Genomic DNA, 13,791 nt, shown 5'->3' with positions numbered 1-13,791 from the left:
GCTTTTTTTTCACCGGAAAGGATCAAGGTCATTTGGGAATAGGACGATAGCAGTGCGTGTTCTGCAGAAAAGAATGTAACCGAAACTTCATTCAAGCGGGGCGCCATGCCGGGCCGTTCCGGCCACATTAAACCCTAACATTTATATAATAATGGGAACCAGTGTTTTCTATTTCCACCATTCAAAATTGTCCGATATGATGATTTCATTCTTTTGAATATGGTGTGTCGTCTTCATTGGAATTGTCCTAAAATCAAAGTTATATTTGGCGGCCAACCCCCTTATTTCTTCCGTATCATCATACGTGAGCATAAATTTTCCTTTCAGTTGAGCAGTCAAAGCAAACAAAGCGTCATGGTCGATTTCGAAATGAGTGTATAGTCGTTTTCCTGCAACAGTGTATGGTGGGTCAATGAATGAATAAGTATCTACATCATTCTTAATTTTCTCCAATTCTGCAAATGCATCACCGGTTACAAACTTCATTTTTGATTTTACATGACCAACCGCCGTAATTCTATCATACAGGGTTTTTGGATACCAACGAGATTTGATCCCCTTTCCGTTCTCACCATTTTTAATTAGCCCTGAACCTTTAGTAATTATTCCCCCATGAAAGATTCTGTTTTTAAGAATTGTGCTTAAAGCCTGTTCCTTTATCGTTTTGTCTTCCTTTTTAAGTATTGCATTTGCATTTTCAGGGTTTAGATCAAATGAATAGATTTTTTCCGCCAACCAATTATGATCTCCATTGATAATTACTTCCCAAACTGCCGCGACTTCATGGTCAAGCTCAACCATTACTATTCTGTCTGCTAAGTTTTCAAATGCACCGGTGAGACTAACTATTCCACCACCTGCAAATGGCTCGATTAATGTTTTGGGAGCTTTTGATTGTTTAAGCCATTTTCTCACAACAGGAATTAACCAAGTCTTCCCACCGGGATATCTGAATGGGCTTCTTTGCGGCACTGAAGCCACATTTACAACTTTTGGAGTTGTTTTCTTTTGCTTATTTTCAAATATTGATAATTGTCCGTCCATGATTAACCGCTTATTATGTCTGTTAATGACGGAGCATCTGGTGGATTTTTGTCCAAGTGCTCGTCAAGACGGTTTTGTAAAATATTGATGAATTCTGAAATATCTCCGGGCTCAGGAGTAGTTACTCTTAAAAGTGCAGGTTCAAACTCTGTATAAACTGTTTCACTTAGGACAAGATTGTTTTGTTTTTGTTCCTTATCAAACACAAGGTCGTACAAAAACCAAGCAATGTCAGCTTTTGATTTAGTGGTTGTAGGAAGTGATGGGAGCGTTTCAAAAAATGATTTTTGTAGAGCTACGGTTTGTTTCTTCTTCCATTATCGGAAAATTCCACCCTTGTAAAGCATTTGTGGAATAAGTCGCTTTCGAGATGAAGATAGATAATCAGGTTTGGGATAGTTGTATCCTGTTGCCCACTCAAAGTCTTTGGAAGGCTTTTTTATATACTCTTCAAATGGATTTCTAAGGTTTCCTGAAATATAAACACCTTGAATTTCGAGAGAAGCAAAATCAATTAGTTGACCTTTATCGTTATACTGTACAAGAACAAAATCTATGTTGCCTGCGGATTGACCGTTTTTGTCCAAAAGCTTGATTTCAGACAGGGAAGTCCAATTTGCTTTTTGTCCAAATGCAAATTCAGCGGCATTTTCAACAATAACCCAATCTTCTCTAAATCTCGTTGGACAGGTTATTACCGGAATTCCATTATGCCAAACACTACAAACTCCGAGTGGATTGTTTGCTTTATCCTTGGTGCAATTCGGTACTTTGTTGTTAAAAGGACAAAGTTTCTGCCTCCGATAACGTTGTGCTTTTGAGCCGTCATTCTCAATCGGAAAGCCAAAAACTTCACCCAATGGACTTTTATTTTCTGTTTGCTTTGCCATGCTCAAAGATATACATTTCTGTCGGCCGATAGAAATTATGTTGGCGTTTTCCACATTGGCTACAACGAGTTTATATGTCTAAAAAAACTACCATATATCTCCAATATGGAAGTCATATATGTACCTTTTGTATTTTATATTTCTGGTTCGGGTTGACAACTACTACTTGTTCGTTCGATTCTCATGTTGTTGGTTCATTTCGTCCCTCCAAAATAAAAAATCCCCAAAATTTCCGTTCGCATACCAGATCCATACGTTCACCATAAAAAATCGATCGTTCATCAAAAAAATCGGGCCTTTCGTCAAAAAAATTGGGTAGGTTAACATTTTTAACTTATATTCAATTCACGGTTTTCGACAGACAGGCTAATCAGCAGGAATTTTGTGGAGAAAGGAAGTGGAAGAGATGAACCGTCGTGGCGTTCATTGACCTGGATACATTTCGGTGCATCAACCACACCCAACGGGCTACCCTGAACCATTCAGATTATTTTGTTGGCATCAGATGGAGTACTCCGAAGGAACCAGGCGTGAAATCAGCATCTGGTGAAGCGCCTGCCGGAACACAGGCACTAAATTGGCACCTGATTTACTACCTGCCGGAACGCAGGCACCAAATTTGAATCTGATTTAGTACCTGCCGGAATGCAGGAGCTTCGTCCGGAAGCTGATTTAGTACCTGCCGGAACGCGGGCACTAAATTTGAATCTGATTTAGTACCTGCCGGAACGCAGGCACTAAATTGGCATCTGGTTTAGTACCTGCCGGAACGCGGGCACTAAATTGGCATCTGGTTTAGTACCTGCCGAAATGAAGGAGCTACATCTGAAGCAAAAAGGAATAACCAAACGAATCAAACAATATCAATTTTTATTCACTAACCTTTAAACCGTTTTTTATATGAAAAACATAGCTTATTCTCTTCTTCCGCTTGACGGATATTATACATTTAGTCAGCGGTTCCTGGAATTATTGAAAGCTGCCAGCTCCGGAACATTCGATTTGGCAGCCGTTATTTCACCCCTCGGGTCAGTTTTCCTCAAATTCGAAGCGGCGTACAAAAAAGAGCGAAAAAGTGAATATACCGCTAAGCTGGCGGCGGCCGACGAGGCGCGCGACCGGGCGTACCTGGCACTGCGCCATTACCTGGTGGCCTGCTCGTATGCCAGTGTCGAGGGGTATAGCGCTGCCGCGGATACCCTGCTGACCATTTTCAGTCGGCTGGGCTGGTCGATGCAAAAAGCGGGTTACCAAACCGAATCGTCGCGGCTGGGGAACCTGATAGCCGAACTGCAGACGGACGAAAACGTCGCTCTGCTGACTACCGCTGAGGCAACGCCCTGGCTGGAGCGTATGATGACGGCAGCGGATGCATTTGAGGCGATTTACCAGCAAAAGCTGGCCACCGATGCTGCCGATGATACCATATCCGCCTACCGGTTGCGGAAGGTGCTGCAGCAACAAATCGAAATAAGCTTGTCGTGGATGGACGTGCAGCAACAGTTCAACAAATCGGACGAACTGACCACCCTCATTGGACAAGTAAACGAGTTAATCGCAAATACCATGACCGCCGCCCGGGCCAGTGCCACCCGGAAGTCGTCGGCGGAAGAAGAATAATTGTTTTATTGGTTAGCATTTTTATCACTCATGCTTGTAGTTAAATTTAGTTAGGTTAAGTTTTTGGTTTAGCCGCCGGACAGATATCCGGCGGCTTTTTTATGCCACCCTGTCGGTGGTTGGAGACCCGGACAGGGGTTTGTTTTTGATCTGATGCGTTGAATTGGTTTTATTGCCCCACCCTCCCGAGCCTTCGGGACTCCCTACCCAGGGAGGAGACGGTCGCGAAGGATGTCATCCCTCAGCAGGGATGACATCCTTTTTTGTACGCCGCGGCCCTGAACAACGTTCCGGTGGTGTGGGGACTCCTTTCCATGCATTGCATGCATGGTTATTCAACTTCAATCCCATCCGGGATTGGTACTTCGTGGCAGGTTACCCTGTCGGTGGTTGGAAACCCGGACAGGGGTATTCGGCTGCAGCGATTCCAATGAGCCTGTAAGGCTCCAATTCCAAAGCTTGGGGCAACACGCCCCAAGTTAAAGGTTTCCGCGAAGCAGGAATGAAGCCTGAAGGGCTTCAACTGTTCATTCCCCTATTCTTTCTCCCGATATCGGAACGGATATGTGCCAACCCTTCAGGCTGGTGATGGCATTACGATACTGCCTCTTGGGACGTTGTCCCAAGCTTTGGCATGTCAGGCCTTCAGCCTGAAGGCGACCACACCTGACTGCGTCGGCAGACCTGTCAGCGGCACTCGTCGGTTGGATCTTTATCTACTCACCCTATCCGGACTGCGTCCGAATTGCCCCTCTCTACAAGTAAAGATGGGCGGGGGCCGGTGCTGGCATCGGCGTTTGTACTTGCATTCTTCCCGGTAGGGTTGTTTTGGGAAATGATGCCTTTCGAATATGCAGCGGCGTTAGTCCTTCTCTATGATTAGAGAAGGGTTGGGATGAGTAGAAAACCTTGTTTCAAACACTCAAAGGCGCTGACATTGGGCTGAATTAAACTGTCCCTTCGGGACGGAATATCATGTCCCCTGAGGGACGATATCATGGTAGAAAACAGGTTGCACCGGAACACCAGGAAACAATCCGGCGGCTCGATCCGTTGAGAAAAGAAAAAGCCATATGAAGTGGGAAGAAAAAAACAATCAACTGGAGAAAGAATTTACTTTCAACAATTTTGTGGAAGCTGTCGATTTTGTCAACCGGGTGAAAGGGCCGGCCGAGGCAACACAGCACCATCCCGATATTTTGATTCACAGCTATAAGAAGGTAAAAATCATGCTAACCACACACAGCGAAGGACATGTTACCCTAAAAGACCATGAGATGGCCGGGAAGATAGATGAGCTGGCCTAAACTTAAGGCTTGATGACTTTCCGCAGTACGCCCGGCAAGCTGAACAGGTCGTAATCGTTATTGTAAATGATGTACTTGTTTTCCCACCGGGGTGAAAACTTATCCTTAAAGCTTTTCAACCCTTTGTAATGAGCGAACGAGCGAAGTTTTTCGTACGCAAAGCGAATGGACTTTTCGGGAAAATTACGTCCTGTATCAATGCCAGCCATCGGGGCAAAGCCCATATTCACCGCCTTAAAGCCCTCCTTCTTCAGGAAGGAAAACATCTCCACCATCAAAAACTCAATAGCGCCATTGGGTGCATCTTTGGTTTTCCGGATTAAATCATAAGTAGCTTCGCCGGGCACATAATCGGGCATGATATTGGCAAAGGCAATCACCTTTTCTTCCGGGCTTTCGATGGTCAGAATGGTTTGCTGTTTCAGTTCATCAAAATCGAAAACGCCCTGCGAGAATACCATTTCGCCGTAACCCCGATCGTCGAGCCAATCGTTTGACACGGCATGAATTTTCTGCAATGTTCCGTCCATCACCGGTGGACGATGAACTTTGAACGTATACCCGGCTTCCCGGAGTTTGTTGTTCGAATTCCGAAGCGACTTCTTCTCCTTTCCATCGGTATTAAAGGTCTCCATTTCCAGGATAGCTTCCTGACCGAAATTCAGCGACTTCATCCCGAGTGATTCATAAACGGACAAACTCTCTTCAGGCACCCGGTAATAGATACTCGTCATTCCGTTGCCTTTACAAAACTTTTCGAACGATAAAATAATGACCGCCATCTCCTCATCGTTGGCACAAACCGGATTTTCCAGTACAACGGCATAATTACCAGCCACCCGATAGGATACAAATCCTTCGGCCCCTCCAGGGAAGAACAAAAGTTTGTCAGCATAAGTCTTGAAATAATCCAGCGGCGACCGGCCGTATTTCTGTACCAGTCTTTTCGCTTTCTCCATCTCCGACTCATCTATTTCCACCTCTATCACGTAAGGACGGATGACGGAATAGATCAGAAAGGACATAGACAGAAAGCCGGAAATATTGATAGAACGCAGAAAAGCTCTTGTATAAGCATCGGCCGGATGTAGTATATCGCTACGATATAGAAAGAAGTTTTGGATGGTATATCTTACCGACTGAGAAAAACTGAAATCGATATTAAACCGGGTCTTATCGAGGAAATAAAAGCCCACTACACCATATATAATCACCGCCAACATCGTAAAAAGTGAAGCTGCCAGCCCAATCCGTCCTAACCGGGCGCTGTTCTGGACGTAGTACTGTCGACGGGTAATCACCAGTGCAACCAGCAGAAAGACAGAGAGTGTTGCCTCTTCGTAATCGATGGCTTTGAACAGGTTTCCCAGGATAGAAATCACCACCAGTCCCATGGCCATGTACCAGGCCGTTTTCGAGCCCTTTAGCAGGAAGGCGGAAACCACCAGCAGCATCAGGCCTACAGCAAAAACCGCATCGTTGGATATGTGAATAGCTGACAGCGGCAAGAAATCGCGGAGTAACAGCACCCGGCTGTGAATAGCTGGCGTGAGCGCCGAAATGATGTTGACGATTCCTACAGCAAACGTCAGAAATACCGGCAACACACGCAATATCAGGTTATTCCTGACAAGAAGAAAACTAAAGGCGCCCGCCAGTAACATCAGCCAGAATTCGAAAAAGCGATAGAGGAACGTGGCCGCAACGGCATCCGTCAACGAATAGCCATAACGCACGAGGATGAAACTCAGCGAAAGCTCGATGGCTCCGAGTCCACGCAAAAATGGCGAGGCAATCAGGAACAATACCGAGATGATGTAGCCCATCACGGCCGCTCCCGGCGATAGCGGTAAACCGAGCGCCCACATGGCAATCAGCAGATGGGCAATCCCGATGAATTCGATTAGTATTGAAATAGCAATGGTCGCCAGAAATCCTTTCCGGTTAACGGCAATGGCCTGTATTTCGTTAATCCGGGCTTCCAAAGACGGGCTCAGTTTCACCAGCCACTGATACAATTTCCCTTTCCGGACAATGGACCGAAAAACCCAAACAAATAACAGAATAAGTAGAATTGAACCACCCAGTGCATAGACTTCGTCGGATGAAACGGAATGCTGGAGAGCCGAAATCAAAATAGCTGGCACAGCGACCAATACTACAGACAGAATTCCCACAAAAGCATAAATGGAAGACGCAAAGTGGATTTGCGATTTGGACACCTGCTGCTCTTCAATATCGCGGGTGAAGAAGGCCAGTGAAGAGATACCGCCTGCTGGCAGGAAAACGCTGACAAAATTCCGTTTGAGGAATAAAATCATGGCGCTACGCAAGGTGATGCGTTGGTTCACACTGCGGAAACTGAAGAAATACATGAGTCCCTGCACCGCAATGTAGATAGCGGCCAGCACCACACCTGTCAAAACTTTCAGACGGGAAGCGTTTTGCAACGTTTCGCGGATTTGAACCAATTCCGACTGTTCGTGTTTCACGAAGTAAACGGCCAGGCCGATAAACAGAAAAGCCAGAATGGCCTGAAAGATAATGCGGCGGTTTTCGCGAATAAGGGTGATCGTCATTTGCGGTAATTCGCGCCGCCAAAGTGGGCCCTTCAAATTTATTTGCATCGGAGATTGTGATTATACCACGGTAAACAAAGTTAACAAAATGAAGTTTTGATGTTATCACTTTTTATAAACAGGCTCATTTTACTGATGCCCGCTTTTCTTCCTGGTTAACTGCTTGAATGCTCGCCGCAATCAAGTCGTCTTTTGTTCAACCTCCATGCGTTTGGGCCATCAACCGGCCCTTTTTTCAATTACCACTGCGAACTTAGGCTATCAGGGCAATCACTTTTTGTGCCCCCCACGGATTTTAGGAAACACTAGAGCATCATGCCATTCGGAATGATTTAAAACAACATGTCAAAGATGGACTATACCATGTTCAACATGGAAATTCAATGCACAACAAATTGAAAAAATTGCTGAATGAACGATTTTGGGGCGTATCAACGAAACACCTTCAGCAATATATGAATTGGTTCAGAATGAAGGAGGCTTTAAAAGGAACTGCTCAGCCCTTAACTGAATTGGCCAATCGAACCATATTGGATGTAAATCCTAAAAGCCCCGATTTAACAGACATATCAACACTGAGGTCATTTAATTTTTAACATATTTTCCTAAAAGTTCCGCCTAATTCCCAGGCTTTTATTGGTCTTCCGAATAGAATTTTCGGATCTTTTTTCTATTCCGGTCAATGCCCTGATGGCATCAATGGTTTCCGGGATTACAATGGCCTGGTTGTCCACCACGTAAGCATAAAACAATTCATCACCTTGTACTTTCAACATGTCCTGCCACAGCGCCACTTCGTACATATCCCCATATGGCCTGTTCAATGCCAACATCAGCTCTTTGATGGTGTTATTGGCTGAAAGTCCGTCACCGTAGTTGATAAAGGCAACACGGGTGGATGTCCGGAAGGCATCCAACACTTCTTCTTTACTTGTTTCCCTGGTGAGCAGTATATTCCAGTAATGCAAATGGCTAAGGGTTTCCGGGACTTTAACGTCCGCGGTTATTACATCCAGATCGGGATCAACCGTCTGTGCATCGGGTCCCTGGTGGCTGGGTATTTCCTTTTCGGGCACCAGCGTATTCATGATCCCGTTCAGATGGCTTTCCCAGGGATCTGTTGCCCGGCGGAGCAGTGTCCCTCTTGCTTTTTTCAACAGCCCTGCGTTTTTCAGGGCGGTAAGCGTACGCACAATGGAGGTAGTATTGCATGATACAACTCTCGTTGACGCCCGGCCCAATGCCGTTTCATAGTTGTTTTCGGCGCTGAAAGAATGACCGGTTGTTTCGTGCTTCTCTCCGCCTTGAACAATAAATTTCAGGTTGGCTTCCTTGTATCTCTCAATATTTTTGGAAGCTATCTTCTTTGGAGTACAATCCACAATAATGTCCGCCTTTTTTATCAGGTCGGAGAGGGTGCCCTGTACTTTTATTTCTGCATTTTCCATTTGCTTCCTGAAGTCGTCATTAAAAGCAAATACCGGGTATTCCCTTTGTACAGCTATTTTTATCCGCCAGTCGGTAATAATGTCGCAAACCCCGGCCAGTTCCATATCGTCCTGTAAGGCAACGGCATCGGCCACTCTTTTTCCGATGACCCCGTACCCATTAACAGCAACTTTTACTTTTTCCATTTTTTTTAATTTTTAGTTATTTATAAAATCATGCAATGGTGATGTCCCTTGAAAGATAAACATCCTGAATGATATTCAGTAATTGGACACCTTCCTGAAACGGGCGTTGAAAAGCCTTCCTTCCTGAAATCAGCCCGGTACCCCCCGCTCTTTTGTTGATCACGGCAGTGCGTACAGCCTCCGCGAAATCGGATGCTCCTGAAGAGGCGCCGCCCGAATTGATCAAACCAATTTTTCCCATGTAATTGTTGACCACCTGGTAACGGCACAGGTCAATAGGGTGATTGGTGGCAAGCTTATCATACATTGCCGGGACCATTTTTCCAAATTTGAGGTCACGGAATCCTCCGTTAGTATCAGGAAGCTTTTGTTTGATCAGGTCAGCCTTAATGGTTACCCCGATATGGTTGGCTTGTCCGGTAAGATCGGCCGCGGTATGGTAATCCCTGTCTGCTGTTTTAAAGGCACTGTTTCGTGTGTAACACCATAAAATGGTGCCCATCCCCATTTCGTGTGCTTCCTCAAAAGCTTCCGATACTTCCTGTATCTGTCGGTCGGACTCGGCAGAGCCAAAATAAATGGTGGCTCCAACCGCCGCCGCCCCCAGGTTCCATGCCTCGCGTACCGACCCAAACATAATCTGGTCATAGGTATTGGGATAGGTCAATAGTTCGTTGTGGTTTATCTTTACTATAAAGGGGATTTTATGCGCATATTTTCGGGCATGCAATGCCAGTCCCCCAAAGGTGGTGGCCACCGCGTTGCACCCGCCTTCAATTGCCAGTTTGATGATATTTTCAGGGTCGAAGTACATGGGATTTGGGGCAAAAGAGCTGCCTGCTGTATGCTCAATACCCTGGTCAACAGGCAATATTGACAGGAAGCCGGTACCGCCCAACCTGCCATGATTATAGATGGAAGCGAGGCTTTTCAGCACTTGTACGTTGCGGTCGCTTCCTGTAAAAACCTTTTCGAGGTAATCGGGACCGGGAAGCGTGAGTTGGTCTGCGGTTATTGTTTCACAAGTATGTGTTAATAGATCATCCTGTGAACTGCCCAGGTATTCTTTAATTTTTTCTATCCTGTTTATCATTTTTTGCTGCTTATTTTAAATAGTTGTTTTTATTTTTTCATTTTACGTTTTAAGAATTGCGCGTTAATGGCAACTATGATGGTGCTCAGGCTCATGAAAACAGCCCCGACAGCAGGGCCCAGCACAAATCCTGCGGAGTATAATACACCTGCCGCCAGCGGGATCGCCACAGCATTATATCCGGTGGCCCAAATGAGGTTTTGGATCATTTTGTTGTAAGTTGCTTTACCGAATAATATCAGGTTGGCTATGTCTTTAGGATTACTGTTCACGAGAACGATATCTGCGGTTTCAGCCGCTATATCAGTTCCCGAGCCCACGGCGATGCCCACATTGGCTTGTGCCAGAGCCGGGGCATCGTTTACGCCGTCGCCGGTCATGGCCACGAACTCACCCTTGCCCTGTAGATCTCTAACGATCTCCACTTTTTGATGGGGTAAAACCTCAGCGAAATAGCCATCCAACCCGAGTTCGGATGCTACCGCTTTGGCCACCCTTTCATTATCGCCGGTAGCCATAAATGTCTTGATATTGTTATCTTTAAATGTCTTGATGGCTTCCCTGCTTTCGGGGCGAATGGCATCCGACAGCGCTATATAACCTGCAACCTTTTCATCAATAGTTACAAAGACCACTGTTTCCGCCTCGCTTGAAACCGAACCTTCGGGCATTTCCCAGTTTTTCTCTTTTAAGTAACCGGGGCTTACTACTTTTACCTGTTTCCCTTCAACCCTGGCTTCAACACCCTTTCCGGTAATGGCATTGAATTTTTCAGTTTTGGGGATATTTACTTTCAATTCTTTCAGTTTATTTATGATGCCAACGGCAATCGGGTGTTCCGAGTTTTGCTCCAAAGCGCCGGCCAGGCGGAACATTTCTTCCTTTTTAATTGCTTTGTTTATCGATTCATACCTGGCAACGCCGAAAACACCAGATGTCAATGTTCCTGTTTTATCAAACAGAAGCGTCGTGATTTTCCTTGATTCTTCAAAGGCCGTACGGTTGCGTATCAGCAAGCCGTTTTGCGCCGACACGGCCGTTGAAATGGCCACCACAAGCGGTATAGCCAGGCCTAACGCGTGCGGACAGGCAATAACCATGACCGTAACCATTCTTTCCAGGGCAAAAACAAAATCGTAGCCTAGCAACAGCCATACGGTTAAAGTCCCAAAACCAGTGGTAAGGGCGATATAAGTAAGCCATTTAGACGCCCTGTCGGAAAGGTTCTGCATTTTCGACTTGGTTTTTTGCGCTTCTTCGACCATTTTTATCACCTTGTTCAGGTAACTGTCCTTACCGGTATTCACTACCTTTACCTTCAGTGATCCGTTGCCATTAATGGATCCCCCGATCACCTTATTGTCCTTTTCCTTTTTTACCGGTTTTGATTCACCAGTAAGCATCGACTCGTTCAGGTAACTGCTGCCATCCACGATAACCCCGTCAGCCGATACTTTCTCTCCGGGTTTGATGAGGATAATGTCATCTTTTTGGAGTTCTTCCAGTTTCACATCTTCCACTTTATCGCCTTTCACCCGGTGTGCCTCGGCAGGCATCATGCTTACCAGCAGTTGAAGGGCTTTTGATGCCCCCAATACCGATTTCATTTCCAGCCAGTGGCCCAACAACATGATGTCGATCAATGTAACGAGCTCCCAGAAAAAGTCAACCCCTTTAAGGCCAAACACCGTGGCGGCGCTATAAAAATAGGCAACTGATATGGCCATGGCAATCAATGTCATCATTCCTGGGCCTTTGGCTTTTATCTCCTCATAAAACCCTTTTAGAAAAGGCCAGCCCCCCCAGAAGTAAACAAAGGTAGAAAGGATCAGCAAGATATATTTGTTGCCCGGGAGCAGCCACTCGTAACCCAAAAAGTCCTGTATCATGGGTGAGAAAACCAGGATTGGGATTGAAATGATGGTTGAAACCCAAAACCGTTTGCGAAAATCCCGGATCATCATGGCATGGTGATCATGCGACCCTTGGCCCTGCCCGCTGTGGTTACTGTCTTTATGCGTGTGCCCGTCATGGTGTTCATGTTGTTCATGGTGGTCATGCGCTTTATGGTGTCCGGGTTCCTGATGATTGTGTTGCTTATCCATTTCGCTTCATTTTACTTTATCATAAGATATTTTCCTGCTTTAATTTTTGGGTTACTGTTTTTTGTTCTTCACCGACAAGCCCAGCGTTACCCAATCGTGCATGCCGCCCACGGGTAGTACAATATTTTTTTGGGCGGACGTTTTTCATTGATATCCATATTTTGTTTCTAATTATGATTACACGGCGTCGATGACTTTTTGAAGTTTTGTGCGGATTTCCTTCGCAATGCTTTCGAGCTCAGCATTTCCAACGGCCATCATTGAAGCTACCGGGTCAACCGCTGCAACTTCTGTTTTGCTTTCATCCAGTTCCTGCACAATTACGTTGCAGGGCAACATGGTGCCTATTTTGTTTTCTGCCTGGAGCGCTTCATAAGCTTTGGGCGGGTTGCACGCGCCAAGAATCCTGTATTTCCTGAAATCCACATCCAGCTTTTCCTTTAGCTTTTCGTGGATATTTATTTCTGACAATACGCCAAAACCTTCTTTTTTCAATTCTTCTGTTACTTTTTCAACGGCTTCGTCGAAAGAATAATTGGTGGTTTTTTCAATATAATATTTCATATTTTCTACATTAAATCCTTTTTCCGTTCTTCAAATTCCTGTTTGTCTATTTCTCCCTTGGCGTAGCGCTCTTTCAAAATATCGAGCGCCGACTTGCCGGGGCTTTGACTGGCGCTGTTGTTCCTGTTGAACCTTTGCGCCAACGGCCAGATAATGGCAATCAGCACAACAATGCCGATTATCCACCACCAGCCCATTCCGAATCCTCCTCCCATCATAATATCCTCCTTTCTTTTTATTATTGATTATTTTGATTTTGCATCATTCTACCCTGGCCCTGGTTAATCATGCCACCTTTCATCATTCCGCCTTGTTGCATCATCATGTTTTTCAATTGCTCTTTCTGGTCGTTGGTGAGCACTGCTTTCATTTTTCCGGCGGTTTCATAAGCAGCTACTTTCATGTCGGTTTTTGTTTCGGAACAGGCTTCCATCTGGTTTTTTACCTGGCTGGCCGAGGCGTTGTCTGCCAGCAAACTATTCAACTTCATCTGTTTTTTACGCAGTTCTGACTGATAATCGAGTTGTTGCTTTTTAAACCCGGTTTGCAAATCGAAAAGTTGATTCACCTGGTCATCGGTGAGCGACAGTTGTTGCTGCATGTTTGGCAGGCGGTTCACCATCATGCCGTATTTTTTCATGAGCATGTTTTGGTTCATCATTTGCCCGCACATAGGGCACATACCATTGTTCATCATGCCCTGCATCATTCCGCCACTTTGCATCATGCCACCTTTCATCATTCCGCTGTTTTGCATCATCATGCCTTGTTTTTGATTTTGATTGTTGTTTTGTCCCATCATTTGGGCGCTTGCCGTATACCCTGCCATAAACAGGAGGGCTGTTGTAATAATTACTAACTTTTTCATCTTTTTCATGTCATTAAATTTTAAATTGTTTATGCAAAGTAGGTGAAAATTAATTGCTTAACTGTTACATAATTTTTAAAAGAGTTT

General features: G+C 45.2%; 11 protein-coding genes and 2 pseudogenes. 3 read left to right on the top strand and 10 right to left on the bottom strand.

The features are described from left to right. Positions 1–168 precede the first annotated feature (168 nt). The 3 genes and pseudogenes from GJU82_RS01620 to GJU82_RS01610 form a co-directional block, all read right to left on the bottom strand. The gene (locus GJU82_RS01620) at positions 169–1,044 is read right to left on the bottom strand and encodes a DNA adenine methylase (RefSeq protein WP_153630551.1); all 876 of its coding nucleotides are present in this window, start codon (positions 1,042–1,044) and stop codon (positions 169–171) included. A 2-nt stretch (positions 1,045–1,046) separates the two neighbouring features. Continuing rightward, positions 1,047–1,934, bottom strand: a pseudogene (locus GJU82_RS01615) (NotI family restriction endonuclease). Positions 1,935–2,263: 329 nt separating this feature from the next. Then, a complete protein-coding gene (locus GJU82_RS01610) occupies positions 2,264–2,416 on the bottom strand; it encodes a hypothetical protein (protein ID WP_153630550.1) in 153 nt (50 codons plus the stop codon). A gap of 418 nt (positions 2,417–2,834) precedes the next feature. On the opposite strand from GJU82_RS01610, the gene GJU82_RS01605 reads away from it, so the two are divergent. The 3 genes and pseudogenes from GJU82_RS01605 to GJU82_RS01595 form a co-directional block, all read left to right on the top strand. Continuing rightward, the gene (locus tag GJU82_RS01605; RefSeq protein WP_153630549.1) at positions 2,835–3,554 is read left to right on the top strand and encodes a DUF6261 family protein; all 720 of its coding nucleotides are present in this window, start codon (positions 2,835–2,837) and stop codon (positions 3,552–3,554) included. A 172-nt stretch (positions 3,555–3,726) separates the two neighbouring features. After that, positions 3,727–3,996, top strand: coding sequence for a hypothetical protein (locus GJU82_RS01600; RefSeq protein ID WP_153630548.1), 270 nt, complete (start codon positions 3,727–3,729; stop codon positions 3,994–3,996). Between the two features lie 622 nt (positions 3,997–4,618). Beyond that, positions 4,619–4,861 (top strand): annotated as a pseudogene (locus GJU82_RS01595) (4a-hydroxytetrahydrobiopterin dehydratase); the annotation flags it as partial. A 2-nt stretch (positions 4,862–4,863) separates the two neighbouring features. On the opposite strand, the gene GJU82_RS01590 reads toward GJU82_RS01595, so the two are convergent. The 7 genes from GJU82_RS01590 to GJU82_RS01560 form a co-directional block, all read right to left on the bottom strand. Beyond that, positions 4,864–7,440 (bottom strand): phosphatidylglycerol lysyltransferase domain-containing protein, encoded by a 2,577-nt coding sequence (locus GJU82_RS01590; RefSeq protein WP_228488523.1) that lies wholly within the window; start codon positions 7,438–7,440, stop codon positions 4,864–4,866. 605 nt (positions 7,441–8,045) lie between these two features. Beyond that, a complete protein-coding gene (locus GJU82_RS01585; protein WP_153630545.1) occupies positions 8,046–9,074 on the bottom strand; it encodes a type II glyceraldehyde-3-phosphate dehydrogenase in 1,029 nt (342 codons plus the stop codon). Between the two features lie 28 nt (positions 9,075–9,102). Beyond that, complete coding sequence (locus GJU82_RS01580) at positions 9,103–10,167, bottom strand: class I fructose-bisphosphate aldolase (protein WP_153630544.1); 1,065 nt, start codon at positions 10,165–10,167, stop codon at positions 9,103–9,105. Between the two features lie 29 nt (positions 10,168–10,196). Next, positions 10,197–12,272 (bottom strand): copper-translocating P-type ATPase, encoded by a 2,076-nt coding sequence (locus GJU82_RS01575; RefSeq protein WP_153630543.1) that lies wholly within the window; start codon positions 12,270–12,272, stop codon positions 10,197–10,199. Positions 12,273–12,449: 177 nt separating this feature from the next. After that, positions 12,450–12,836, bottom strand: a complete 387-nt coding sequence (locus GJU82_RS01570; protein WP_153630542.1) for a DUF302 domain-containing protein — start codon at positions 12,834–12,836, stop codon at positions 12,450–12,452. 5 nt (positions 12,837–12,841) lie between these two features. Next, entirely contained in the window at positions 12,842–13,054 is a 213-nt protein-coding gene (locus GJU82_RS01565) for an SHOCT domain-containing protein (protein ID WP_153630541.1), read from the bottom strand. A 20-nt stretch (positions 13,055–13,074) separates the two neighbouring features. Continuing rightward, on the bottom strand, positions 13,075–13,713 hold the full coding sequence (locus GJU82_RS01560; RefSeq protein ID WP_153630540.1) for a Spy/CpxP family protein refolding chaperone: 639 nt from the start codon (positions 13,711–13,713) through the stop codon (positions 13,075–13,077). Between the last annotated feature and the right edge of the window lie 78 nt (positions 13,714–13,791).

The sequence above is a fragment of the Prolixibacter sp. SD074 genome (genome assembly GCF_009617895.1).
Classification (GTDB): Bacteria; Bacteroidota; Bacteroidia; order Bacteroidales; family Prolixibacteraceae; genus Prolixibacter.
The sequence above is the reverse complement of the archived record's forward strand: the minus strand, read 5'-3'. Positions and strand labels throughout refer to the sequence as shown.